General features: G+C 73.3%; 20 protein-coding genes. 3 read left to right on the forward strand and 17 right to left on the reverse strand.

The genetic code is table 11. From position 1 onward, the window contains the following. Nucleotides 1-17: 17 nt before the first annotated feature. Nucleotides 18-779 carry a nucleotidyltransferase domain-containing protein gene (locus QC282_RS16295; protein ID WP_279550139.1) on the forward strand — a complete coding sequence of 254 codons (762 nt, stop codon included), beginning with the start codon at nucleotides 18-20 and terminating at the stop codon, nucleotides 777-779. On the opposite strand, the gene QC282_RS16300 is transcribed toward QC282_RS16295, so the two are convergent. From QC282_RS16300 to QC282_RS16355, 12 genes are all read right to left on the reverse strand, one after another. Beyond that, a complete protein-coding gene (locus tag QC282_RS16300) occupies nucleotides 696-1,457 on the reverse strand; it encodes a nucleotidyltransferase domain-containing protein (protein WP_279550140.1) in 762 nt (253 codons plus the stop codon). The two genes, QC282_RS16295 and QC282_RS16300, sit on opposite strands and share 84 nt — an antisense overlap. A 3-nt stretch (nucleotides 1,458-1,460) precedes the next feature. Further along, nucleotides 1,461-2,483, reverse strand: coding sequence for an ADP-ribosylglycohydrolase family protein (locus tag QC282_RS16305; RefSeq protein ID WP_279550141.1), 1,023 nt, complete (start codon nucleotides 2,481-2,483; stop codon nucleotides 1,461-1,463). Continuing rightward, nucleotides 2,480-3,241, reverse strand: a complete 762-nt coding sequence (locus QC282_RS16310; RefSeq protein ID WP_279550142.1) for an NUDIX domain-containing protein — start codon at nucleotides 3,239-3,241, stop codon at nucleotides 2,480-2,482. The genes QC282_RS16305 and QC282_RS16310 overlap by 4 nt, the downstream gene beginning before the upstream one ends. Before the next feature lie 412 nt (nucleotides 3,242-3,653). Beyond that, the gene (locus tag QC282_RS16315) at nucleotides 3,654-4,724 is read right to left on the reverse strand and encodes a pseudouridine synthase (protein WP_279550143.1); all 1,071 of its coding nucleotides are present in this window, start codon (nucleotides 4,722-4,724) and stop codon (nucleotides 3,654-3,656) included. Next, complete coding sequence (gene scpB / locus QC282_RS16320; RefSeq protein ID WP_279550144.1) at nucleotides 4,724-5,398, reverse strand: SMC-Scp complex subunit ScpB; 675 nt, start codon at nucleotides 5,396-5,398, stop codon at nucleotides 4,724-4,726. Before scpB ends, QC282_RS16315 begins: the two co-directional genes overlap by 1 nt. Then, nucleotides 5,395-6,561, reverse strand: a complete 1,167-nt coding sequence (locus QC282_RS16325) for a ScpA family protein (RefSeq protein ID WP_279550145.1) — start codon at nucleotides 6,559-6,561, stop codon at nucleotides 5,395-5,397. The genes scpB and QC282_RS16325 overlap by 4 nt, the downstream gene beginning before the upstream one ends. Nucleotides 6,562-6,579: 18 nt before the next feature. Continuing rightward, nucleotides 6,580-7,140 (reverse strand): hypothetical protein, encoded by a 561-nt coding sequence (locus tag QC282_RS16330; RefSeq protein ID WP_279550146.1) that lies wholly within the window; start codon nucleotides 7,138-7,140, stop codon nucleotides 6,580-6,582. Continuing rightward, on the reverse strand, nucleotides 7,125-8,261 hold the full coding sequence (locus QC282_RS16335) for a ParA family protein (protein WP_279550147.1): 1,137 nt from the start codon (nucleotides 8,259-8,261) through the stop codon (nucleotides 7,125-7,127). Before QC282_RS16335 ends, QC282_RS16330 begins: the two co-directional genes overlap by 16 nt. Before the next feature lie 412 nt (nucleotides 8,262-8,673). After that, nucleotides 8,674-9,798 carry an alanine dehydrogenase gene (ald, locus tag QC282_RS16340; RefSeq protein WP_279550148.1) on the reverse strand — a complete coding sequence of 375 codons (1,125 nt, stop codon included), beginning with the start codon at nucleotides 9,796-9,798 and terminating at the stop codon, nucleotides 8,674-8,676. Nucleotides 9,799-9,933: 135 nt separating this feature from the next. Beyond that, nucleotides 9,934-12,135, reverse strand: a complete 2,202-nt coding sequence (locus tag QC282_RS16345) for a tetratricopeptide repeat protein (protein WP_279550149.1) — start codon at nucleotides 12,133-12,135, stop codon at nucleotides 9,934-9,936. Between the two features lie 343 nt (nucleotides 12,136-12,478). Next, nucleotides 12,479-13,105 (reverse strand): NUDIX hydrolase, encoded by a 627-nt coding sequence (locus QC282_RS16350; protein ID WP_279550150.1) that lies wholly within the window; start codon nucleotides 13,103-13,105, stop codon nucleotides 12,479-12,481. A gap of 82 nt (nucleotides 13,106-13,187) precedes the next feature. Next, the gene (locus QC282_RS16355; RefSeq protein ID WP_279550151.1) at nucleotides 13,188-14,837 is read right to left on the reverse strand and encodes a CTP synthase; all 1,650 of its coding nucleotides are present in this window, start codon (nucleotides 14,835-14,837) and stop codon (nucleotides 13,188-13,190) included. 459 nt (nucleotides 14,838-15,296) lie between these two features. Here QC282_RS16355 and QC282_RS16360 point away from each other — a divergent pair, with 459 nt between their 5' ends. Both QC282_RS16360 and QC282_RS16365 read left to right on the forward strand, forming a co-directional pair. Next, nucleotides 15,297-17,099, forward strand: a complete 1,803-nt coding sequence (locus QC282_RS16360) for a glycoside hydrolase family 15 protein (RefSeq protein ID WP_279550167.1) — start codon at nucleotides 15,297-15,299, stop codon at nucleotides 17,097-17,099. A gap of 163 nt (nucleotides 17,100-17,262) precedes the next feature. Further along, nucleotides 17,263-18,915, forward strand: coding sequence for a PucR family transcriptional regulator (locus QC282_RS16365; protein WP_279550152.1), 1,653 nt, complete (start codon nucleotides 17,263-17,265; stop codon nucleotides 18,913-18,915). Nucleotides 18,916-18,940: 25 nt separating this feature from the next. On the opposite strand, the gene QC282_RS16370 is transcribed toward QC282_RS16365, so the two are convergent. The 5 genes from QC282_RS16370 to QC282_RS16390 form a co-directional block, all read right to left on the reverse strand. After that, on the reverse strand, nucleotides 18,941-20,077 hold the full coding sequence (locus QC282_RS16370; protein WP_279550153.1) for a glycosyltransferase family 4 protein: 1,137 nt from the start codon (nucleotides 20,075-20,077) through the stop codon (nucleotides 18,941-18,943). A 171-nt stretch (nucleotides 20,078-20,248) separates the two neighbouring features. Further along, entirely contained in the window at nucleotides 20,249-21,028 is a 780-nt protein-coding gene (locus QC282_RS16375; RefSeq protein ID WP_279550154.1) for a hypothetical protein, read from the reverse strand. Nucleotides 21,029-21,113: 85 nt separating this feature from the next. Further along, nucleotides 21,114-22,856 (reverse strand): DNA repair protein RecN, encoded by a 1,743-nt coding sequence (recN, locus tag QC282_RS16380; protein ID WP_279550155.1) that lies wholly within the window; start codon nucleotides 22,854-22,856, stop codon nucleotides 21,114-21,116. A 196-nt stretch (nucleotides 22,857-23,052) separates the two neighbouring features. Further along, nucleotides 23,053-23,958, reverse strand: coding sequence for an NAD kinase (locus tag QC282_RS16385; RefSeq protein ID WP_279550156.1), 906 nt, complete (start codon nucleotides 23,956-23,958; stop codon nucleotides 23,053-23,055). Then, entirely contained in the window at nucleotides 23,955-24,770 is an 816-nt protein-coding gene (locus tag QC282_RS16390; RefSeq protein WP_279550157.1) for a TlyA family RNA methyltransferase, read from the reverse strand. Before QC282_RS16390 ends, QC282_RS16385 begins: the two co-directional genes overlap by 4 nt. Nucleotides 24,771-24,777: the final 7 nt, after the last annotated feature.

The raw sequence follows: 24,777 nt of genomic DNA on the forward strand, positions 1-24,777 counted from the left end.
CGCGTACGCTCCCGGGCATGCACCCGACGACGCCCGAGACGCTGGTACGCGAGCACACGGTCTACGCCTGTGTGATGGGGTCGCGCGCCTTCGGTCTGGCGACGGAGGGCAGCGACACCGACCGCCGCGGGGTGTTCCTGGCGCCCACCGAGCTGTTCTGGCGCTTCGAGAAGCCGCCGACGCATGTCGAGGGCCCGGCCGAGGAGCAGTTCAGCTGGGAGCTGGAGCGCTTCTGCGAGCTGGCGCTGCGCGCGAACCCGAACATCCTGGAGTGCCTGCACTCCCCGCTCGTGGAGTACGCCGACGCCACCGGCCGCGAGCTGCTGGACCTGCGCGGGGCGTTCCTGTCCCGCCGGGTCCACGAGACGTTCACCCGGTACGCGCTGGGCCAGCGCCGCAAGCTGGAGGCCGGCGTCCGCGCGCACGGCGCGCCCCGCTGGAAGCACGCCATGCACCTGCTGCGGCTGCTGATCGGCGTCCGGGACCTGCTGCGCACGGGCACGCTCACCCTCGACGTCGGCGACGCGCGCGAGCCGTTGCTGGCCGTGAAGCGCGGCGAGGTCCCCTGGCCGCGGGTGGAGGCCCGGATGAACCGGCTGGCCGAGGAGGCCGAGGAGGCCGCCGGGCGCGGCCCCCTCCCGGCGGAACCGGACCGGCCCCGCGTCGAGGACTTCCTGGTCCGGGTGCGCCGCGCCTCAGCCCTCGGCGCCCGCCAGCCGGACGCGCACGACGAGGTCGTGCAGCGCGTCGTGGGCGGTCGGGGCACCGGGCAGCGCTGACGCGGCCTGCGCCTCGTCCAGCGCCTCGTGCAGTTTCCCGATGTCGTCCCGCACCCGCGCGTGGTCGGTGTCGGCGGCGCCGTGCTCCCGCTCCGCCTTGGCCGCGATCAGCTCGGGCAGGTAGGCGGGGGCGGCGTCGACCTCGCCGAGCAGGGTGGGCAGATGGGCCTGCACCTCGCCGCTGCGCATCAGGTGGATGCCGGTCAGCAGTACACGGAAGGTGTAGAGCAGCGGCTTGAGCTCGCCGGTCTTCTCGAACAGCCGCCACTGCGTCACCGCGAAGCCCCGGTAGTGGTGGGCGTGGTGGCTGGTGAGCACGTCCGGGACCAGCGCGGCCAGTTCGCGGTGCGCGTCGGTGGTGTGCACGACCAGCGGCGACAGCAGCTGCTCCAGGACGTAGCCGTTGCGGCGCAGCATCAGCCGGACGAACTTGCGCAGGTCGTGCGTGACCAGATCCAGCTCGACGCCGTCCCGCAGCCACGTCCGGGAGCGGGTCTCGTCCGGTTCGCGCAGCCCGAGGAGGTCCGCGGCGGGCAGCAGGTGCGCGCCGCGCAGGTCGACGTCGGAGTCGCGGGACGGGAAGCCGTAGAGGTGGGCGCCGGAGACGGTGGCGAACAGCACCGGGTCGGGCTGTTCGGCCACCACCGGGCCGAGGTCGGTGTCGAGGGCGTCGGTCACGGCTCAAGCGTCCCAGAGCGCTCCGAGCGTGATCAGGTCGCCCCGGTACTCGATGCGGTCGGCCCATTCTGCGGGCCAGGCGTCCGCGCCGAGGTGGGCGCCCGCGAAGGCGCCGGCGAGGCAGGCGATGGAGTCGGAGTCGCCGGAGGAGCAGGCCGCGCGGCGCAGCGCGGTGAGGGGCTCGTCCACGAACATCAGGAAGCACAGCAACCCGGTCGCCAGGGCCTCCTCGGCGATCCAGCCGGCGCCGGTGGCCAGGCACGGGTCGGTCTCGGGTGAGGTGGTGCGCACGGCGTCCCGGAGCCGGTCGAGGACCGCCAGGCACTCGTCCCAGCCGCGGGCGGCGAAGTGCTCCGGGTCGGGGTCCTGGCCGCGGGTCCACAGGTCGCCGAGCCACTCGTGGTGGTAGCGGGTGCGGTTGTCCAGGGCGTAGGAGCGCAGCAGGCCGACGAGGCCGGCGGGGTCGGCGCCCTGCGCGAGGAGGTGCACGGCGTGCGCGGTGAGGTCGGACGCGGCGAGCGCCGTCGGGTGGCCGTGGGTGAGGGCCGACTGCAACTGGGCGGCGCCCGCGCGCTGTTCGTCGCTCAGGCCGGGGGCGAGGCCGACGGGGGCGACGCGCATGTTGGCGCCGCAGCCCTTGGAGTGGATCTGGCTGGCGTCCTGCCAGGGCCGGTCCTCGGCCTTGAGCAGGGAGCAGGCCCGCAGGCAGGTGTTGCCGGGGGCGCGGTTGTTCTCCGGCGACTCGTACCAGACCACGAACTCCTCGCGCACCGGCCGCTCCAGGCTCTCCGGGTCGAGTACGCCCCGGTCCATCGCCGTGCGCAGGCCCTTGCCGAGCGCGAGCGTCATCTGGGTGTCGTCGGTGACGATCGCGGGCGTCGGCAGGTCCATCTCGCGCCAGGGCCCGCACTTGGCGAGGATCGAGGGCACGTCGTTGAACTCGGTCGGGAAACCGAGCGCGTCCCCGAGGGCGAGGCCGGTCAGTGCTCCGGTGGCGGCGCGCTTGCGAACGGTGGTCGAGGTCATGCGGGGCGTCCTTCCCGGGACGGTCGGAGCAGGGGCGGGTGCAGGGTGGTGGCGGTGCCCGCGCGGTACAGCGCGGCCGGTTTGCCGCGGCCGCCGGTGAGCCGGGCGGCGCCCGGGACCGGTTCGACGAAGCCGGGCGTGGCGAGCACCTTGCGGCGGAAGTTGGGCCGGTCGAGGGCGGTGCCCCACACGGTCTCGTACACGCGCTGGAGCTCGCCGAGGGTGAACTCGGGCGGGCAGAACGCGGTGGCGAGGCAGGTGTGTTCGAGCTCGGCACCGACGCGGTCGTGCGCGTCGGCGAGGATCCGGTCGTGGTCGAAGGCCAGCGGCCGGGCGTCGTCGTACGGCACCCAGCGGGCCTGGGCCGCGTCGCCGCCGCCGCGCGGTTCGAGGGGAGCGGGGCGGGCATCGCGGTGACCGGGGTGCGCGGGAGGGGGCAGCAGCGCGGCGAAGGCGACCGACACGACCCGCATGCGGGGGTCGCGGCCCGGTTCGCTGTACGTGCGCAGCTGCTCCAGGTGCAGCCCGCTGACGTCGGCGAGGCCGGTCTCCTCGGCGAGTTCGCGCCGGGCCGCGGTCTCCGCCGACTCGTCGGGCCGCACGAACCCGCCGGGCAGCGCCCACTGCCCGGCGTACGGCTCCTGCCCGCGTTCCACGAGGAGGACGTGCAGGGTGTCCGCGCGGACGGTGAGGACGGCGAGGTCGACGGTGACGGCGAAGGGCTCGTGGGCGTACTTGTCGTAGTCCTGCGCGGTCACGGCCGTCCACCCCCTCCCAGGTCGGCACCACTAATAGTCAGGCCGACTATAAAGGGCCCCGGGCGGCTCCCACAACCCGTCGGCGCACCCCGCGTTCCGGTGCGGCCCGCAGTTCCCTGCGGTACGGCTCGGCCAGCCGCACGAACTCCTCGCGGTCCGTCGTCGTCACGGTCATCCCCGCTCCCCCCGTCACGGAGGTACGGACCGGCGCGGGTGCGCAAAGGAATCGGCCGGCCCCGGAGAGATCTCCGGAACCGGCCGAGGCACGGCGCTGGGAGCGCGCCGCCCCAGGACCTGGCGGAGCGCGGATCAGACGCGAGCGGACGCGAGCGGACCGGCGGTCTGCGCGAACTGATGCTCTGCGCGGCTCAGCGGCCCGGCGCGAACCGGCGGCCCGCGCCAATCGGCGTCTCTACAGATCGACTTCCTGCATCAGCATGCCGACCTCCGTGTTCGACAGGCGGCGCAGCCAGCCCGACTTCTGGTCGCCCAGCGTGATCGGGCCGAAGGCGGTCCGCACCAGCTTGTCGACCGGGAACCCGGCCTCCGCGAGCATGCGGCGCACGATGTGCTTGCGGCCCTCGTGCAGCGTGACCTCGACGAGGTAGTTCTTGCCGGTCTGCTCCACGACCCGGAAGTGGTCCGCGCGCGCGTAGCCGTCCTCCAGCTGGATGCCGTCCTTCAGGCGCTTGCCGAGGTCGCGCGGGATCGGGCCCACGATGTGCGCGAGGTACGTCTTCTTCACGCCGTACCGGGGGTGGGTCAGCCGGTGCGCCAGCTCGCCGTGGTTGGTGAGCAGGATGACGCCCTCGGTCTCGGTGTCGAGCCGGCCGACGTGGAACAGCCGCGTCTCGCGGTTGGTGACGTAGTCGCCGAGGCACTGCCGGCCCTCGGGGTCCTCCATGGTCGACACGACACCGGCGGGCTTGTTCAGCGCGAAGAACTGGTAGCTCTGCGTGGCGACGGTCAGACCGTCGACCTTGATCTCGTCCGTCTCCGGGTCGACCCGGCGGCCCTGCTCCAGCACGATCTCGCCGTTGACCTCGACGCGGGCCTGCTCGATCAGCTCCTCGCAGGCGCGCCGGGAGCCGTAGCCCGCGCGCGCGAGCACCTTCTGCAGGCGCTCGCCCTCCTGCTCGGCGCCGGGGAACGTCTTGGGGAGCTTGACGTCCTTCTTCCCGGCGTAGCGCTCGCGGTTGCGCTCCTCGATCCGAGTCTCGTACTCGCGGGGGCGCGCCGGGGCGGTACGGCCGCGCCCGCTCTGCTGCTGGGGCTGCTTGGGGCCGCCCTTGGCGCCGCCGCGGGCCGCGCCGCCGCGCCCGGCCTTCGGCCCGTCCTTCGTGGCCCCGGGCCCCACGTCGTAGCGGCGCTCCTCGGGGCGGGGCTTGCGGGGGCGGCCCTGCCCCTGCTTCTGGTCCCTGTCGTTACCGGCGCCGCGGTGGTTACCGCGCCCGCCGCTCTTGCCGCTGCCGCTGCTTCGCATCAAATATCCGTCGTTGTCGTTGTCGGCACGTTCGTCGTGAGACCGTCGTCCGGTTCCGGGGCGTCCGGATCGAACGACGGCACGCCTTCCTGGGTCTCGGCCTCGATCGCCTCCGCCTCCGGGAGGAAGGGCGCGAGCTCCGGGAGCTCGTCCAGACCGCGCAGGCCCATCCGCTCCAGGAAGTAGTTCGTCGTCCTGTACAGGATCGCACCTGTTTCGGGTTCCGTGCCCGCCTCCTCGACCAGACCCCGCTGCAGGAGCGTGCGCATGACGCCGTCGCAGTTGACTCCGCGCACGGCGGAGACCCGGCTGCGGCTGACCGGCTGCCGGTAGGCGACGACCGCGAGCGTCTCCAGCGCGGCCTGCGTCAGCCGGGCGTGCTGGCCGTCCAGGACGAAGCCCTCGACGGCCGGCGCGTACTCGGGCCGGGTGTAGAAGCGCCAGCCGCCCGCGATGAGCCGCAGCTCGAAGCCGCGGCCCTGCACGGTGTACTCGTCGGCCAGCTCGCGCAGCGCGTCCGCGACCTGCCGTCTGGGACGCTCCAGTATCTTCGCGAGGTGCTCCTCGGTCGCGGGCTCGTCCACGACCATGAGGACCGCCTCCAGGGCGGGCTTGAGATCGAGGTCGGCGACGGTCCGCAAACCCGCCGGCCGCTCGCTGGTCTCCTCGCTCACGCCTTGTCCTCCTTGGGCAGCTCGGGCGGTCGGTCGAACTCGTCCGTCACGGTCGGTGTCTCCTCCCCGTCGCCGCCGGTCCAGCGCACGAGCAGATCGCCGAGGGCGGTCTCCTGCTCCAGCGCGACGGCCTTCTCGCGGTACAGCTCCAGCAGGGCGAGGAAGCGGGCCACGACGGTCAGGGTGTCGTCGGTGTCCTCGACCAGCACGCGGAAGCTCGCCTCGCCGAGCTCCTTCAGCCGGGCGACGACGATCCCGGCCTGCTCCTGCACGCTGACCAGCGGCGCGTGGATGTGGTCGACGTACACCTGCGGCTTCGGCTTGGGCTGCATCGCCTTCACGGCGAGCCGGGCGAAGCCCTCGGGGCCGATGCTGATGACGACCTCGGGCAGCAGCTCGGCGTGGTGCGGTTCGAGTCCGACGGTGCGGGGGTACCGCCGGGCCTCCGCGTCCAGGCGCCCGCCGAAGATGTCGGCGATCCGCTTGTACGCGCGGTACTGGAGCAGCCGCGCGAACAGCAGGTCCCGCGCCTCCAGCAGGGCCAGGTCGGCCTCGTCCTCCACCTCGGCGGCGGGCAGCAGCCGGGCGGCCTTCAGGTCGAGCAGCGTGGCGGCCACGACCAGGAACTCGGTCGTCTCGTCCAGGTCCCAGTCCGGTCCCATGGCCCGGATGTACGCCATGAACTCGTCGGTCACCTTGGACAGGGCGACCTCGGTGACGTCCAGCTTGTGCTTGGCGATCAGCTGGAGCAGCAGGTCGAACGGCCCCTCGAAGTTCGCGAGCCGGACCTTGAAGCCACCGTCGTCCCCGGCCGCCTCGCCGGCGGAGGGCCGGGGCTCGGAGGGCTGAGCGGGAGACGCCGCGCCGTCGTCACCGCGGGCGCCGACCTGGGCAGGCGTTTCGCGGGGCGACGGGGGGTGCTGATGGTCGAGCGCCTCGGACGCTGCCGCCGGGGCTGCCTCCACCGCCGTCCCGGCCTCGGGCGCCACCGCCCCCGACGCCTCGGGCACGGCCGCCCCGGCCGCCTGCGACGCTGCCGCCCTGGGAGCCTCGGGCGCCGTCGTCCCGGACCCGGCGGGCGAAACCCCGGGCCCCCGCCCCAGCGCACGCCGGCGGCCGGCGGGCGTGCCGGAGGCGGAGGCGGGAACGTCGTTCGAGGTCATGGCCCCCGCAGGCTACCGCTACCGCCCGCGCAGTCGTCGTACGAGGATGCTGGCGTCCCCGCGGGTCTCCAGATCCGCGAGCACCACCGCGACCGCCTCCCGCACGATCCGCCCGCGGTCCACGGCCAGCCCGTGTTCGCCGCGCAGCACCAGGCGCGCGTGCTCCAGGTCCATGAGTTCCTCGGCGGACACGTACACGGTGATCTTCTCGTCGTGCCGCTCCCGGCCGCTGGGCCGCCGCGCGGCGGCCCGGCCCCGCTTGCGCGGCGCGGCGGCGGAAGAACCTTCCGCCACGTCCTGCCGGCGCGCGGACCCCGCGGCGCCGGACCGGCTGCGGGACTCGGCGTCGGCGGGCTCCGCGTCCGCCGCGACATGCTCCGGGCCCGCGCCGTCGCCGCCCTGGGCGGGCACCGACTGGGGCGCGTCCTCGGCGGACGCCGCCGGATCGCTCTCCCCCGCGGGAGGCGGCACCCGGGGCTCACCGTTGGCCTGGCGCCGAGGGGTGGAGGCCTGGAGCGCCATCCCCCCTGTCGTACGGAAGAGTTCGTCGGCCCCCGGCAGACTCACTCGGCGTGACACCGGGCGAGCACCTCCCTGGCGAGCTGGCGGTAGGCGGCGGCACCGACGGAGTTGGAGGCGTACGTGGTGATCGGCTCACCGGCGACCGTGGTCTCCGGGAAGCGCACCGTACGCCCGATGACCGTGTGGTAGACGTGGTCGTCGAACGCCTCGACGACGCGCGCCAGGACCTCACGGCTGTGCACCGTGCGCGAGTCGTACATCGTGGCGAGGATCCCGTCGAGCTCCAGCTCCGGGTTGAGCCGCTCCTGGACCTTCTCGATGGTCTCCGTCAGCAGGGCGACACCGCGCAGCGCGAAGAACTCGCACTCCAGCGGCACGATCACCTTGTGCGCGGCCGTCAGGGCGTTGACCGTGAGCAGGCCGAGCGAGGGCTGGCAGTCGATCACGATGTAGTCGTAGTCGGGCAGCAGCGGCTTCAGGGCCCGCTGCAGCGTCGACTCACGGGCGACCTCGGAGACCAGCTGGACCTCGGCCGCCGACAGGTCGATGTTGCTGGGCAGCAGGTCCATGTTCGGGACCGCCGTCTTCAGCAGCACCTCGTCGGCCGCCATCCCCCGCTCCATGAGCAGGTTGTAGACGGTGAGGTCGAGCTCCATCGGGTTCACGCCGAGTCCGACCGACAGTGCGCCCTGCGGGTCGAAGTCGACGAGGAGCACCCGGCGTCCGTACTCCGCGAGCGCGGCACCCAGGTTGATGGTCGACGTCGTCTTGCCGACGCCGCCCTTCTGGTTGCACATCGCGATGATCTTCGCGGGGCCGTGGTCGGTCAGCGGGCCCGGGATCGGGAAGTACGGCAACGGGCGTCCGGTCGGGCCGATGCGCTCACGGCGCTGACGGGCCGCGTCGGGCGCGAGCGTCGCCGCGTACTCGGGATCGGGCTCGTACTCGGCGTCGGGGTCGTAGAAGTGCCCCTCGGGCAGTTCGTCGTAGGCGGCGAAATGGTTGTGGGGCGCGCCACTTCCGTCGCCGGCCATGGCGTTCACGTGATGGCCATCCATGCTCTGGTGTGCTGGCTGAGTCACCCCTGTCGTCTGGTGACTCCGGTGGGCTGCGAAGGTGCGCACTGCGACGGAGCCGACAGCCTCGAACCCCGCGGGACCCTGGTCCCGTGCAGGCATTCCTGGTTGACCACCCCCGGGAGTAAATGTCGACTCATTCACAAGTCGTCTTACCTCCTTGGTGACCAGGAAACTTCTAGACAGGTCAGCGTGGCACCATGCCGACGGTTGGCGACTCTATGGCGTGTCGGGCGTCCGCAGCAACACAATCCGCCGGACCCGGCCGGATGTGTCGGCAATGAAACATCCCTCTGTCAAGGGCGTACGGCCGTCGCACGGCAGGTTTCACCGGTGTACGAATCGGTTGAAGGGTTACGTTCGAGGCGAGTTGACCGAGAGCCGCAAAGTGACCATACACACATCCGGCCGGACCTTGTCGGGCAAGGTCCGGCCGGGTGTACGAGGTTGACGACGCGTGTTGACGTATCGCCTTTACCGCTTGACGACTTGACCGCGTCGAGCCGCCGGACGGTCAGCCGAGCAGGGAGTCCAGCTCGACGTGCTCCAGGCCGTGCGCCTCGGCGACCTCCTTGTAAACGACCTTGCCGTCATGGGTGTTGAGACCCTTGGCGAGCGCCGGGTCGCGGCGCAGCGCCTCCACCCAGCCGTTGTTCGCGAGCGAGACGATGTACGGCAGCGTGGCGTTGGTGAGGGCGTTGGTGGAGGTGTTGGGGACCGCGCCGGGCATGTTGGCGACGCAGTAGAAGACCGAGCCGTGGACCGGGAAGGTCGGCTCGGCGTGTGTGGTGGGGCGGGAGTCCTCGAAGCAGCCGCCCTGGTCGATCGCGATGTCGACAAGGACACTTCCCGGCTTCATGCGGGACACCATCTCGTTGGTGACCAGCTTCGGGGCCTTGGCGCCCGGGATGAGCACCGCGCCGATGACGAGGTCGGCGTCGAGGACGGCCTTCTCCAGCTCGAAGGAGTTGGACATGACGGCCTTGACCTTCGTGCCGAAGATCTTGTCGGCCTCGCGCAGCTTGTTGATGTCGCGGTCGAGCAGGGTCACGTCGAAGCCCATGCCGACGGCGATCTGGGTGGCGTTCCAGCCGGACACGCCGCCGCCGATGACGACGGCCTTGGCCGGGGTGACGCCGGGGACGCCGCCGGGCAGCACGCCGCGGCCGCCGTTGGCGCGCATCAGGTGGTAGGCGCCGACCTGCGGGGCCAGCCGGCCGGCGACCTCGGACATCGGGGCGAGCAGGGGCAGCGCGCGGCTGGGCAGCTCGACCGTCTCGTAGGCGATCGCGGTGGTGCCGGACTCCAGCAGGGCGTCGGTGCACTCCTTGGAGGCGGCCAGGTGGAGGTAGGTGAAGAGGGTCTGGTCCTTGCGGAGGCGGTGGTACTCCTCGGCGATGGGCTCCTTGACCTTCAGCAGCAGGTCGGCGGAGGCCCAGACCTCGTCGGCGGTGCCGAGGATCTGCGCTCCGGCGGCGACGTACTCGTCGTCCGTGATCGAGGAGCCGGTGCCCGCACCGCGCTCGACGACGACCTGATGGCCGTGGCGCACCAGCTCGTGCACACCGGCGGGGGTGATGGCCACCCGGAACTCGTTGTTCTTGACCTCGCGGGGGATGCCGACCTTCACGTCGATCACGGTCCTTGGCTCTGGGGATACGGGGTACTGCATGACATTCCCGGACGCGCGTGGGCACACCGGGAGAGACCGCAGGAGAACGTGCGGCAGAGCCAGTCTAATGAAGGTGTTCCCGCTGTCTAGCCTTTCATTGCATCAATCTGCAGCGGATGTACTGCGGATTTCGCAGGTGTTAGGTCCTTGTTCCGGCTCCCGGGCCTGCTGTTTCGGCCCGGAGGCCTGTGATTCCGGTGCGGCAGAGGCCTCCTCGACGGCCGCGGAAGCCGCGGCGGCCGAGTCGGCCACGGTGCCCTCGGGGACCGCGGACACCGCCGGGGGCGTCTCCCGCTCCGGCTCCGGCTCGCTCTCCTGGAGCTCCTCTCCCAGCATCCGCTCCGCGGCGCCGCGGTGCAGCCGGGCGGCGGCGGGGTCGCCGAGGCGCTCCAGGGTGTCGGCGACCCGGAGGTGCAGCGCGGCCTGCAACCGCACGTCCTCGGCGCGGCGCGCCCACTCGATCGCCTCCTGGCAGGTCCCCAGCGACTCTTCGAGGCGCCCGGCGTACTCCTGCACGCGGGCCAGCTCGCTCAGTGCCCGGGCGTACGCGGGCAGGTCGCCGGTCCTGCGGTGTCCGGCGACGGCCGCCCGCCAGTGCCGCACGGCCTCGCCGTAGCGGCCGGCGTAGGTGTGCGCGGTGCCGATACGGCCGTACAGCCGGGCGGCCTCGCCGCGCTCGTCCCGGGCGAGCCGCTGGGCCAGCGCGCGGCCGAACCAGTCGGCGGCCCGGTCGTAGTCCCCGAGCTCCAGGTGGGCGCCGCCGACGGATTCCATGGCGCGCCCGGTCGCGTACGGGTCGTCGGCGGCGCGTCCGGCGTCCAGGGCGGCCCGGTAGCGCGTGAGGGCCTCGGCGGTACGGCCGGTGCGGGCGTCGAGGTCGCCGAGGTTCAGCAGGGCGGCGGCCTTCTCGCGGGGCAGGTTCCGGCGCTCGGCGACGTCGAGGACCAGCCGGTGCACCCCGTACAGGTCGGGCGCCGCGGCCTGGGTGCCGAAGTGCGCGACCATCGCGCGGACCAGCTGGGACATCAGGCGGCGGGCCAGCGTGTCCAGCTCCCCGTCGGCGACCGCGAGGCGGGCCGAGGCGAGCAGCGCGGGGCGGCGCAGGCGCAGCCAGTCGGCGGCCGCGCGGGGCGTGGAAAAGCGCAGCGAGCGCGGCATGCCGAGCAGCTTCTCGCGGGCGTGCGGGCTGTCGGTCTCGGTGATGGCGCGGCAGGACTGGAGCAGCCGTACGGTCCGCTCCAGCATGCGGGCGCGGGCCAGCAGGACCTCGGCCGGGCGGTCGTGGGCCTCGGTGAGGGCGCTCAGCAGCGGGTGCAGGCAGCCCGGCACCTCGTACTGCGGCTCCGGCCCGTCCACGGCCCGCAGCATGCCGAGGGCGACGAAGTCGTCCAGGGTGGTGCGGGCGCCGCCGACGGAGCAGCCGGCCAGCGCGGAGGCGGTGTGCGGGTCGACCAGGCCGGCCGGGGCGAGACAGAGCAGTCGCAGTATCCGGGCGGCGGGGCTGGGCAGCGCGCCGTAGGTGAGCCGGAAGACGCGCGCGAGGGGGGTGCCCTCGTCGCCGTCGGCGTGCAGATGCTTGGCGAGGTCGGCGACGGCGGCCTTGGGGCGGGCGGCGAGCCAGCCGCCGGCCAGCGTCAGCGCGGCGGGCTGGGCCTGGCACACCTCGACCAGGTCCTCGGCGGCGCGGGGGTCGACGGTGATGCGGACGGAGCCGGTGTGCCGGGACAGCAGTTCCACGGCCGACTTGGTGTCGAGGCCGCCCAGGGTGCAGGGCCGGACGTCGGCGATCCCGGTCAGCGGGCCCTGGGCGACGGCGACGACCAGGCAGTCGGGGCTGTCCGGGAGCAGGGCGTCGACCTGTTCGGCGTCGGCCGCGTCGTCGAGGAGCAGCAGTGCCCGCCGGTCCGCCAGGGCGTCGCGCAGGGCCGCCGAGAGGTCGTCGTCGTCCGCTCCGGGCGGCGCGGTCACGTCGAGGGCGGTGAGGAGTTCGCGGGCGGTGCGGCCGGTGGGCACGGGCGTGCCGTCGGGGTCGCTGAGGCGGGCGCGCAGCACCCCGTCCGGGTAACGCTCCGCAACCTGCCGGACGAGTTCCTCCGCGAGGGACGTACGGCCCGAGCCGGGCTTGCCGGCGATGAGCAGCACGCGTGCGCGTGGCGCCTTGCGGCCGGAGATGGTGTCGAGGCCGGCCCGCTCGATGTCGGCGCGGAGCTCCTTCAACTCCCGTGTGCGACCAAGGAACAGAGCCTCCGCAGCAGCGTGTCCGGACAGCTGCGCGCCGCCTGTGTCCACTGCCTGATCCGCCACGGGCCACACTCCCGTCCAACCGCACACCGGCGCCCGCCGGGACTCCGGACCGGGCCTGTCCAGAGCCTAGTTCACGCTCTGCGACGAACCGTGTGGAGCGCGGCGGACAGGTCCCCCGATCGGATCAGCCGATGGTCACACCACGAGGGCATGCGGGGATGCGGCCGTGGGCGACCCGGTGTACGGGCCGCCCGCACGGCGGCGCGTCAGGCATTCGCCCACGGCCTCGGACGTTCAAGCCCGCACCCTCACGCCCCGGCCCGTCACGCCCCGGCCCGTCACGCCCGGACACTCACGCGAGCCCGGACAGTCAGGCGAGCCCGGACGCTCACGCCTCGGAGGCTCAGGCCTCGAAGGGGCGCGCCGGCCAGGGCGCCTCCGCCGGGCGCAGCGCGTCGAGTCCGTCGCCGGTCCGCGCGGCCACCAGCGACAGCACGCCGACGACGAGGCAGTTGTTGTGCAGTTCGCCCGCCAGCACGCCGCGCACGAGTTCCTCCAGCGGAACCCGCGCCAGCTCCATGTCGGCCTCTTCGTCCTCGACCTCGAAGCGCTCCCCCTCGGCCTCGGACAGCCCGCGGGCGAGGAAGATCCGCACGGCCTCGTCGCAGCCGCCGGGGGTGGTGTACACGTCGGTCAGGACGCGCCAGTCCTCGGCCTTGACGTGGGCCTCCTCGTACAGCTCGCGCTGGGCGGCGTGCAGCGGGTTCTCGCCGGGGACGTCCAGCAGCCCGGCCGGGATCTCCCACAGCTTGTGGCGGACGGGGTGGCGGTACTGGCGCAGGACCAGGACGCGGCCCGCCTCGTCCAGGGCGAGGACGGCGACCGAGCCGGGGTGGACCTGGTAGTCGCGGGTGACGACCGTGCCGTCGGGCATGACCACGTCGTCGGTGCGGACGGAGGTCTTGTTGCCCACGAAGGGGGTCTCCGTCGCCCGGATCTCCCACTCCTCGGGAATGTCCTTGATCGTCATGACCGGAAATGTCCTTCCACACGTACGGCGGCCGGGTGCGCCCCGTGAACACGCGCGCCCCGGCCACCGTACAACTGACGTGCTAGTTGCCCTGCTGGCGCTGGACCGCCGCCTTCACCAGGCCGGCGAACAGCGGGTGCGGCCGCGTCGGGCGGGACCGCAGCTCGGGGTGCGCCTGCGTGGCGACCAGGTACGGGTGCACCTCGCGCGGGTACTCCACGTACTCGACGAGCTTGCCGTCCGGCGAGGTGCCCGAGAACAGGATGCCCGCCTGCTTCTCCAGCTCGGCGCGGTAGGCGTTGTTCACCTCGTAGCGGTGCCGGTGGCGCTCCTCGACGTACTCCTTGCCGTCGTACACCTCGCGCACGATCGAGCCCTCGGCCAGCTTGGCCGGGTACATGCCGAGCCGCATGGTGCCGCCCATGTCGCCCTCGCCCGCCACGATGTCGAGCTGCTCGGCCATGGTGGAGATGACCGGGTGGGCGGTGGCCGGGTCGAACTCGGTGGAGTTGGCGTCCGAGATGCCCACCAGGTTGCGGGCCGCCTCGATCACGATGCACTGCAGGCCGAGGCACAGGCCGAGCAGCGGGATCTTGTTCTCGCGGGCGTACTTGATCGCGCCGACCTTGCCGAGCACGCCGCGGTCGCCGAAGCCGCCGGGGATGCAGACGCCGTCGACGTCCTCCAGCTGCGCCTTGGCGCCGGCCGGGGTCTTGCAGTCGTCGGAGGTGACCCACTTGATCTTCACGCGGGCCTTGTTGGCGAAACCGCCGGCGCGCAGCGCCTCGGTCACCGACAGGTAGGCGTCCGGCAGGTCGATGTACTTGCCGACCAGGGCCAGGGTGATCTCGTGGTCCGGATTGTGGACACGGTCCAGCAGGTCGTCCCACGTGGTCCAGTCGACGTCGCGGAAGGAGAGGTCCAGCTTGCGGACGACATAGGCGTCCAGGCCCTCCGAGTGCACTACCTTCGGGATGTCGTAGATCGAGCGGGCATCGGGACAGGCGACCACGGCTGCCTCGTCTACGTCGCACATCAGCGAGATCTTGCGCTTGATGGCGGTGGGGACCTCGCGGTCGCAGCGCAGCACGATGGCGTCCGGCTGGATACCGATGTTGCGCAGTGCCGCGACCGAGTGCTGGGTGGGCTTCGTCTTCAGCTCTCCCGACGGCCCGATGTAGGGAAGGAGGGAGATGTGGACGACGAACACGTTGTCCCGGCCGACCTCGTGCCGCACCTGGCGGACGGTTTCGAGGAAGGGCAGCGACTCGATGTCGCCGACCGTGCCGCCGACCTCCGTGATCACGACGTCGACCTCGTCGGTCGCCATGCGGCGGATGCGGTGCTTGATCTCGTTGGTGATGTGCGGGATGACCTGCACCGTGTCGCCCAGGTACTCGCCGCGCCGCTCCTTGGCGATGACCGTCGAGTACACCTGTCCTGTAGTGACATTGGCGGTGCCGTCCAAGTCACGGTCGAGGAAGCGCTCGTAGTGTCCGATGTCGAGGTCGGTCTCGGCACCGTCGTTCGTGACGAACACCTCACCGTGCTGGAAGGGGTTCATCGTGCCCGGATCGACGTTGAGATACGGGTCGAGCTTCTGCATGACGACGCGCAGGCCCCGGGCCTTGAGCAGCATGCCGAGGCTGGAGGCCGTCAGACCCTTGCCGAGAGAGGAGGCGACACCCCCAGTGACGAAGATGTGCTTGGTCGTCGAGGATTTGGGCGGCATGGCCAAGAGGGGGCTCCCGTGGTCGCGGTCTGGGTTGCGGTTCCGGGGTTTCTCGCCCACCGGTCCACGGGCTACCAGGGTAACAGCGACCGGCACCGATGGCGTCCGGCCACGCTGCGCGCACGGTCCGACACGTATGCGTTTCACCGGGCGATTTCTCACCCGTGGCTCACCCGTTCGGATGAGTCGCGTTGCCGAGAGCGGCACACGGATCATCTACGTGCGTCGTATCCTGCTCGGACATCGCTGCCGAGCCCGGCCGGCAAAACGGCACCACCCCCCGCCCGTAAGCCCCGGAACAACGAGAGCTCGTCAGTTCGTTGAGCGAGAATTGTGGTTTTGCCTCACAGCGGGGCGACTGCTTTGCTTCGTCGCTCAACGACGCTTTACAACGACCCCTTGACCGCATCAGCGACAGCCCCACTGTGGGGCGACGTGGCCGTTCGACTGGAGTTGCACGTGGCCGGGCGCATCGAAGACTACGCACTCATCGGAGACATGCAGACCGCTGCCCTGGTCTGCCGGGACGGCACGGTCGACTGGCTGTGCCTGCCCCGCTTCGACTCGCACGCCATCTTCGCCGGTCTGCTGGGCACCGAGGAGCACGGGTTCTGGCGCCTCGGGCCCGCGCACGGGCCGGACGAGGAGCCGCCCACGGCCGCCCGGCGCAGCTACCGCGGCGACTCGCTGATCCTGGAGTCGGAGTGGGACACCGGGCGCGGCACCGTCCGCGTGACCGATTTCATGCCCCCGCGTGACGGCGCCCCGCAGCTGATCCGGATCGTGGAGGGCATCTCGGGCCGGGTGAAGATGCGCTCGGCGCTGCGGATGCGGTTCTCCTACGGGCGGGTGGTGCCGTGGGTGCACAAGCACGAGGGGCGCACGGTCGCCGTGGCGGGCCCGGACTCCGTGTGGTTCGACACACCCGCGGAGACCTACGGCAAGTCGCTCACGACGTACTCGGACTTCACGGTCGCGCCGGGTGACCGGATCACGTTCACCCTCTCGTGGCAGCCCTCGCACAAGGAGCCGCCGCCGCTGCCGGAGCCGGAGCAGTCGCTGGAGGCGACGGAGGACTTCTGGCGCGAGTGGGTCGAGCACTGCACGTACCACGGCCCCTACCGCGAGGCCGTGGTCCGCTCCCTGATCACGCTCAAGGCGCTGACGTACGCGCCGACCGGCGGGATCGTCGCCGCGCCCACCACCTCCCTGCCGGAGGACATCGGCGGCGTGCGCAACTGGGACTACCGCTACACGTGGCTGCGCGACGCGGCGATCACGCTGTCGTCGCTGCTGCGCACCGGCTACCGCGAGGAGGCCCGTGCCTGGCGCGAGTGGCTGCTGCGCGCGGTGGCGGGCGACCCGGAGAACCTGCAGATCATGTACGGCATCGCCGGTGAGCGCGAGCTCGGCGAGGCGGAGCTGGACTGGCTGCCCGGCTACGAGAACTCCGCGCCGGTCCGGGTCGGCAACGGCGCCGCGCACCAGCTCCAGCTGGACGTGTACGGCGAGGTCACCGAGGCCCTGCACCTGGCCCACATGACGGGCCTGGCCCGCAACGACTACGCCTCGCTGCTCCAGCTGAAGCTGATCCGCTACCTGGAGAAGCACTGGCAGGAACCGGACGAGGGCATCTGGGAGGTGCGCGGTCCGCGCCGCCACTTCGTGCACTCCAAGGTGATGGCCTGGGTCGCCGTCGACCGCACCATCAAGCTGATCGAGTCCGGCGACGCCGACGGTCCGCTGGAGGAGTGGAAGCAGCTGCGCGACGACATCCACCGGGACGTGTGCGAGAAGGGCTACGACAAGGAACGCAACACGTTCACGCAGTCGTACGGCTCCAGGGAGCTGGACGCCTCGCTGCTGCTGATCCCGCAGATGGGCTTCCTGCCGCCGGACGACAAGCGCGTCATCGGCACCATCGAGGCGATCCAGCGGGAGCTGTCCACGGCGGACGGCTTCATCCTGCGCTACCCGACCGAGGGCGAGAGCGCGGGCGTCGACGGTCTGCCCGGCGACGAGGGCGCCTTCCTGGCCTGCTCGTTCTGGATGGCCGACGACCTGGCGATGATCGGCCGCGTGGACGAGGCGCGGAAGCTGTTCGAGAAGCTGCTGTCGCTGCGCAACGACCTCGGTCTGCTGGCGGAGGAGTGGGACCCGCGCCTCAAGCGCCAGGTCGGCAACTTCCCGCAGGCCTTCAGCCACGTGCCGCTGATCGACACGGCACTGCGGCTGACGGCGTCGGGCGCGTACGGAGGCTGAGAGAGCCTGCTCCGCACGGCAGAGGGCCCGCCCCGGCGGGCCCTCTGCCGTGCGCCGACGGACCCGGTCGGGACCGGTGCCCCCGTCGTCGCCCGGGCCGGTGATCGTCGCCGCGACCGCCGTGAGATGCCGTCGGGACGGGCGCGCGGGTAGCGTCCGGCACATGGACAGCGGCAGGGACAGCGCATTCGACACCCACGGCGCCGGGATCACCGTGCAGCGGGCACTGGAGCTGCCCGGACTGCGCAGCGGGCTGCCCGAGATCCTCGCGGGCGCCGAGCGGCTGGGCAGGACCGTGCGCTGGGTGCACGCGGGCGAGGTGCCCAACATCGCGTCGCTGCTGAAGGGCGGCGAACTGCTGCTGACCACGGGCTACGGGCTCGGCACCCGCCCGGCCGAGCAGCGCGCGTTCGTGCGCACGCTGGCCGAGCGCGGCATCGCCGCCCTCGTGGTGGAGCTCGGCCCTCGTTTCACCCGGCTGCCCGCCGCGCTGGTCGACACGGCGCGGGCGACCGGGCTGCCGCTCGTCCAACTGCACCGCGAGGTGCCGTTCGTGACGGTCACGGAGGAGATCCACACCGAGATCGTCAACGGGCACTACGCGCTGCTCCAGCGCGCCGAGGAAGTGCACCGCCGCTGCACCCAGGCGCTGCTCGGCGGCGGCGGGGTGCCCCAGGTGCTCGGCATCCTGGCCGACTTCAGCGACAACCCGGTCTTCCTGGAGACGCCGGACTGTCAGCTCCTGTACGCCGCCGGGGCCGGGCCCGAGGGCGCGGAGCCGTTGCAGGTGTGGGAGGGGCTGCGCGGCCAGCACAAGGACGTGCCGCCGCCCGCGGGTTCGGTGCTGGTGGACGTGCCGGGCGGCGGGCCGGGCGCCGGGGCGGTGCGGGCGCGGCTGGTGCTGCTGCCGGTGCGGTCGCCGCTCGCGCCGGTGCACCGGATGGCGGCCGAGCGGGCGGCGGGCATCCTCGCCGTGGTGCTGATGCAGGCCCGCCAGGAGGAGGAGCTGGCGGCGCGCGGGCGGGGCGACTTCCTGACCGACCTCGCGGAGGGCCGTGTCCCGGCCCAGGACGCGCCGGCGCAGGCCCGGGTGCTGGGGTTCAAGCCGGGCGACAGTCCCCTGCTGCCGGTGGTGATGCGGCTCGGCGACGCGCTGCACCCGGGCGGCGGCTGGGCGGTGCTGGCCCGCGCGGTGGCGGAGGAGCTGGCCTCGGTGGGCGTGCCCGTACTGCTGGGCGTGCGGCCGGTGGAGGGCCGGGTGCCGCTGCTGCTGGGCATGCGGTCGGAGTCGGACCGGTCGGCGCTCGCGGACCGGGTCGCGGCGGCGCTGCGGGCCGGTGTGGAACGCGCCGGGATGCGGCGGCCGGGGGCGCAGCCGCCCGTCGTGGTCGTCGGGGTGGCCGGCGGCTGGGCGGCGGCGTCGGCGGGGCTGCGGCACGCGGCGGAGACGGCGACCGCGGCGCAGGGGCTGCCGGACCGGCCGTGGTACGACGCCCGGCGGCTGGACATCGACCTGCTGCTGTGGCGGCTGCGGGACCATCCCGACCTGGCGGCGTTCGTGGACCGTGCGATCGGCCCGCTCCGCGAGCACGACCGCCGCTCGAAACCGCCGCTGCTGCCCACCCTGGAGACGTACCTCGCGCACGCGGGGCGCAAGGCGGAGACGGCGCGCGAGCTGCACCTGAACCGGCAGACGCTCTACAACCGCCTGGCCCGCATCGGTGAGCTGCTGGGCACCGACCTGGAGGACCCCCAGACGGTCCTGGCCCTGAGCCTGGCCCTGCGGGCGCGGCGCCACGTGACCCGGCGGTCGTGAGGCCGAGGCTCTCACGGGGCCGGGCTCAGATCAGCGGCCTGGGCTGCGTCAACTCGTCGTACACGCTCAGCACTTGGGCGACCGTCTCGTCCTCGGTCGGCCATTCGGCCGCCTGCCGGGCGGCCCTGGCGCTGAGCACTTCCCGGCGCGCGGGGTCTTCCAGCAGCCGGACGACGGCTCGCGCCAGCGCCTCCGGTTCGCCGTGCGGGACGAGTTCGGCGGCGTCGCCGACGAGTTCGCGGATGCCGCCGGCGTCGGCGGCGACGAGCGGCACGCGCGCGTGGAGGGCCTCCTGCGCGAGCACGGACCGGGACTCCCGGCTGCCGGGCAGCAGCGCGAGGTCGGCGGCGGCGAGCAGGTCGGTGAGGTCGTCGCGCCGCCCGAGGAGCCGCACCGGCAGCCCTTCGCGCTCGATGCGGCCCTGGAAGTCGCCGCGCAGCGGCCCCTCCCCCGCGACGGCGACGAGCGGCGCCGGGTCGAGCCGGCGCCACGCGTGCGAGGCGTCCAGCAGGACGTCGTACCCGCGGTGCCCGTCGAGGGCGCCCGCGGCCATCAGTAACGGGCGGTCCATGGCGCCGATTTCGGCGCGGACCTTGGCGCGCCGCCCCTCCGGGCCGTCCGGGTCGTCGGTCCTGCGGGGCCGGGGCAGGGCGACGGCGGCCAGCCGGGCGTCCCGGGCGCCCGTCCGGCGGGCCAGGTCGACCAGGTACGAGGTGGTCCCGAGGACGACGGTGGCGGCCTTGGCGACGCGCCGCTCCAGCAGGCGCAGCAGGTGGGCGCGGGCCCCCTCGGCGTGGGCGCGGTTGTGCCAGGTGACGACGAACGGGACGTGCCGTCCGCTGAGCGCGAGCGCCGTGCGGAAGGAGGCGTGCAGCCCGTGCGCGTGCACCAGGTCGGCGTCAGCGCAGGCGGCCCGCAGCGCGGTCACGGAGGCCGGGTCGCTGCTGCGGGGCACGTGCACGTGGTCGGCGCCGACGCCGGCGAAGTCGTAGGTGCGGGCGGCCTCAAGGGGGGCGCACACCGTGACTTTCACGCCCCGTGCGACGAGACCCGCGGCCAGGGAGCGCACGTGGGCGCTGCTGCCGGCGTTGCCCCCGCCCAGCACCTGCACGGTGTGCAGCGGCGACTGGCCGTGCGGCGAAGGGCTGCTCACGGGGGTCACGTGGCCGGGGCTCCTGGTTCGGCGTCGGGCGGTCACGAAGAAAGTACAGAAGGATCGCGCACGGTGGGTGCACGGCGCGATGCGTCCGGTGACACCGTCAAGGATGCCAGTACGCACGTGTGTTCCGGGAATTCCGGCGGTGCGAGGGGCCGCCGGCTCCGCCGCCCCGGCTCACTCGCACGAGTGACTCAACCGCACCTCTGCCCGAGCCAGTCGGCTCACACCGTCCCCGCAGACGGCCGCCGCCACCAGCCCGGCGGCGTGCAGGGCCAGCCCGGCCCGCCCGCTGCCGACCGCGACGGCGGCACCGAGCGCCGCACCCAGCGCGTGTGCGCCGGTGTCCCCGATCATCGCCCGCTCCCCCAGGTCGCCGGGCAGCACGGCAGCGGCGGCGCCCAGCGCGGCCGCCGTCAACTCGCCCGCCTCGCCGCGCCGCAGGAGTCCCGGCGCCCCGAGGACGAGGACGACGCCGGCGGCCCGGCCGGGGCGGACGTCCACGAGATTGACGAAGTGCGCCGCCCCGGCGATCACGACACCGGCGAGCACCCTGTCCAGCGGCCGTTCCCTGAGGACCGCGCCCGCGGCGAGCGCCGCCGCCGAGATCCCGAACAGCTTCACGGCCCCGCTGGTGACCTCGCCGTCCCGCAGCGCGCCCAGATGCGCCCGGAATCCCCGCCTGGGGTCCCGGGCACCGGCCACGTCGTCGTAGGCGCCGCACAGTCCGGCGGCGGCGACGGCGAGGGCGGCACCCGGCCGGCCGCGCCCGGCGCCGACCGCGGCGGCGAGGGCGGCGCCGGGACCGGCGTACAAGTCGACGGTCCGGCCCGCGTAGTTGGTCCGCTCCCACCGGGACCGGCCGCCGGGTGCGGTGGTCCGCAGGACGGCGGTGGCGGCCCGGGTGAGGGCCGCGCTGCGGGAGAAGGAGAGGAAGGGGGCTCCCCGACGGGTCACTGCGGCGCCCCCCGGTCGCGGGCCACTGGGCCGTGCCGGGCGTCGCGCGGCAGTCGCAGGGCAGGCGTCACTGTGCGGACCCGGCCTAGAGGTCCGCCCGTGCCGTCTCCAGGAGTTCCTCCGCGTGGGCGCGCGCCGTCTCCGAGTCCTCCTGGCCGGCCAGCATCCGGGACAGCTCCCGGATGCGGTCCTCCCCTTCGAGGACCTTCACGCCGGAGCGGGTCACGGAGCCGTCGTTGGTCTTCTCCACCAGCAGCTGCCGGTCGGCGAAGGCCGCCACCTGCGGCAGGTGCGTCACGACGACGACCTGCGCGGTCTTCGCCAGCCGCGCGAGGCGCCGCCCGATCTCGACGGCCGCCTTGCCGCCGACACCCGCGTCGACCTCGTCGAAGAGATACGTCGGTACCGGATCGGTCCCGGCGAACACCACCTCGACGGCGAGCATCACGCGCGACAGCTCACCGCCCGAGGCGCCCTTGGCGATGGGCCGGGGCGGGGCCCCCGGGTGCGGCGCGAGCAGCAGCTCGACCTCGTCGGCGCCCGCCGGGCCGTAGGCGACCGTACGACCGCCGACCTCGACGCCCTCCGGGTCCTCGGTCTGCCGGATGTCGAAGGACACGCGCGCGTGCGGCATGGCGAGCGAGGCCAGCTCGGCGGTCACGGCGGCGGCGAACCGCTCGGCGGCGTCCGTCCGCGCGTCGGTCAGCGCCTGCGCGAGACCGCCCAGTTCGGCACGGAGCGCGTCCCGCTCGGCGGTCAGCTCGCCGATCCGCTCGTCGTCGCCCTCCAGCTCGGTCAGCCGCTGGGCGCTGCGCTCGGCCCACGCCAGCACGGCGGCGACGTCCTCGCCGTACTTCCGCGTGAGCCCGGTGAGCGCGGCCCGCCGCTCCTCCACGGCGGCCAGCCGCAGCGGGTCGGCGTCCAGGTCGTCGGAGTACCCGGCGAGCTCCCCGGCGACGTCCCGCAGCAGGATGCCGACCTCACTGATCCGGTCGGCGAGCGCGGCCAGCGCCGGGTCGTGCGACCGGACGGCGTCCAGGGCCCGCTGGGCGCCCGCGACGAGCGTGCCTGCGTCGACGCCCTCGGGGTCCTCCGGGTTGCCCGCGAGCGCGGCGTGCGCGGCGGTCGCGGCCGACGCCAGCGCCTCCGCGTGCCCGAGCCGCTCCGCCTCCTCCGCCAGCTCCACGTCCTCACCGGCGCGCGGCTCGACGGCCGAGATCTCCTCCAGCCCGTAGCGCAGCATGTCGGCCTCCTGGGCCCGCTCGCGCGCACGCGTGGTGATCTCTTCGAGCTCGGCGGAGACGGCCCGCAGCCGCTTGTAGGCCTCGGTGTACTTGGCGAGCGGCACGGCGACCGCGTCCCCGGCGTACCGGTCGAGCGCCTGCCGCTGCCGGGACAGCTTCAGCAGCCCCTGCTGGTCGGTCTGCCCGTGCACGGCCACCAGCTCGTCGGCGATCTCCGCCAGCACCCCCACGGGCACGCTGCGCCCGCCCAGGTGGGCCCGCGACCGTCCCTCGGCGGAAACGGTACGGCTGACCAGCAGCGCCCCGTCGTCCAGTTCGGCACCGGCCTCCTCGGCCCGTACGGCGACGGCGGCGTCCGGGGGCACGGTGATCCGCCCCTCCACGACCGCCTTCCCGGCGCCGATCCGCACGAGCGCCGGGTCCGCGCGCCCACCGAGCAGCAGTCCGAGGCTGGTGACCACCATGGTCTTGCCCGCGCCCGTCTCACCGGTGACGGCGGTGAAGCCGGGCGACAGCTCGACGACAGCGTCGTCGATGACTCCGAGCGACCGTATCCGCATCTCCTCCAACACGCACCCGACCATACGAGGTTTCACCCGTGCTGTGCGACGCCGCCCTGCCGTTCCCGCGCCGCCGCCGGATTCGTGACCTCCCGGCGAGTCCCCCGTTGCACGCATGTTCCCCCCGCTTGCGGGGACGGTCCGGTCGTGTCCGTGCCGGACGGGGCCCGGATGCGGTGCTCCCCGCCGACGCGGGGAGGGGCGCTGTGCTGGGCGCCGGCTAGTGCGGCGCCCCTCGCCACCCGGAGACCGGCAGCGCGAACTTCGCCACCAGCCGGTCCGTGAACGACGCGTGGTGCAGCCGGGCCAGCCGCACCGGCACGGCACCCCGCCGCACCTCCACCCGCGCCCCCGGCGGCAACTCCACGGTCCGCCGCCCGTCGCACCACAGCACCCCCGGCGGGACGTGCGGCAGCACCTCCACGGCCAGCACCGAGTCCGGCGACGTCACCAGCGGCTTCGCGAACAGCGCGTGCGCCGAGATCGGCACCATCAGCAGCGCCTCCACCTCCGGCCACACCACCGGCCCGCCCGCGGAGAACGCGTACGCCGTCGACCCGGTCGGCGTGGCGCACACGATCCCGTCGCAGCCGAACCCGGTCACCGGCCGCCCGTCGATCTCCAGCACGACCTCCAGCATCCGCTCGGCGGACACCTTCTGCACGGCCGCCTCGTTCAGCGCCCAGTCGGTGTGGACGATGTCGCCGTTGCGGTGCACGACGACGTCGACGGTCATCCGCTCCTCGACCTCGTACGCCTTGCTCACCACGCGGTCGACGACCTTGTCCAGGTCGTCCCGCTCGGCCTCGGCGAGGAATCCGACCCGTCCGAGGTTGACGCCGAGCATGGGCACCCCGGAGGCGCGGGCGAACTCGGCGCCGCGCAGCAGCGTGCCGTCACCGCCCAGGACGATCAGCAGCTCGCAGTCGTCCAGGCACTGCGGGGTGGCCTCCTTGACGGTCTCCACCTCGTCCGGCAGCGGCAGGTCGAGCGCCTCGGCCTCCAGCACCCGCACCCCGAGCCCGGAGCGCAGCAGCCCCTTGACCACGAGTTCGGCGCTGCGGATCGCCGCGGGCCGACCGGTGTGGGCCAGCAGGAAAACAGTACGTGCCCGGTTCTGTGTCAACGCGGCCCCTCCGCCACTGCACGGTCAACGTCGGCCGGGTCCAGTTCCGGAGCCCCGGCCCGCAGCCACAGAAAGTATTCGACATTGCCCGAGGGTCCGGGAAGCGGACTGGCGGTGACCCCGCACACTCCGAGCCCCAGTTCCCGGGCGCGCGCGGCGACCCCGCGCACGGCTTCGGCGCGCAGCTCCGGACTGCGCACGACGCCACCGCTGCCGAGCCGCTCCTTGCCCACCTCGAACTGCGGCTTGACCATCATCACCAGGTCCGCGTCCGGCGTCACGCAGCGCACCAGGGCGGGCAGCACCAGTCCGAGGGGGATGAAGGACAGATCCCCCACGACCAGATCCACCGGCTCCCCGTCGATCGCCTCAGGCGTCAACTCCCGTACGTTCGTACGGTCCTTGACGGTGACGCGTTCATCGCTCCGCAGGGACCAGGCGAGTTGTCCGTATCCGACGTCGACGGCGACGACGTGCCGGGCGCCCGCCCGCAGCAGGACGTCGGTGAAGCCGCCGGTGGAGGCGCCGGCGTCCAGGGCGCGACGGCCCTCGACGACCAGGCCGCGCGGCACGAACGCCGCGAGGGCGCCGGCGAGCTTGTGGCCGCCGCGGGAGACGTAGTCGGGATCGCTGTCGTCCTGGGACACGACGATCGCGGCGGCGGTCTCCACCTGCGTGGCGGGCTTGGTCGCGACGGTCTTGCCGACGGTGACGCGCCCGGCCGCGATCAGCTGGCTCGCGTGCTCCCGCGAGCGCGCCAGCTTCCGGCGGACCAGCTCCGCGTCCAGACGGCGGCGTGCGACTCCTGCCACGTTCGGT

This window comes from Streptomyces sp. DH24, from assembly GCF_029813775.1.
GTDB lineage: Bacteria > Actinomycetota > Actinomycetes > Streptomycetales > Streptomycetaceae > Streptomyces.

Bases quoted from the DNA above. Each gene is read 5' to 3' on its own strand.
- QC282_RS16325 (WP_279550145.1), bottom strand. From the start codon at position 6,561: ATGACCTCGAACGACGTTCCCGCCTCCGCCTCCGGCACGCCCGCCGGC.
- QC282_RS16305 (WP_279550141.1), bottom strand. From the start codon at position 2,483: ATGACCTCGACCACCGTTCGCAAGCGCGCCGCCACCGGAGCACTGACC.
- QC282_RS16295 (WP_279550139.1), top strand. From the start codon at position 18: ATGCACCCGACGACGCCCGAGACGCTGGTACGCGAGCACACGGTCTAC.
- QC282_RS16355 (WP_279550151.1), bottom strand. From the start codon at position 14,837: ATGCCGCCCAAATCCTCGACGACCAAGCACATCTTCGTCACTGGGGGT.
- recN (WP_279550155.1), bottom strand. From the start codon at position 22,856: ATGGTCGGGTGCGTGTTGGAGGAGATGCGGATACGGTCGCTCGGAGTC.
- QC282_RS16365 (WP_279550152.1), top strand. From the start codon at position 17,263: ATGGACAGCGGCAGGGACAGCGCATTCGACACCCACGGCGCCGGGATC.
- QC282_RS16350 (WP_279550150.1), bottom strand. From the start codon at position 13,105: ATGACGATCAAGGACATTCCCGAGGAGTGGGAGATCCGGGCGACGGAG.
- QC282_RS16315 (WP_279550143.1), bottom strand. From the start codon at position 4,724: ATGCGAAGCAGCGGCAGCGGCAAGAGCGGCGGGCGCGGTAACCACCGC.
- QC282_RS16335 (WP_279550147.1), bottom strand. From the start codon at position 8,261: ATGCCTGCACGGGACCAGGGTCCCGCGGGGTTCGAGGCTGTCGGCTCC.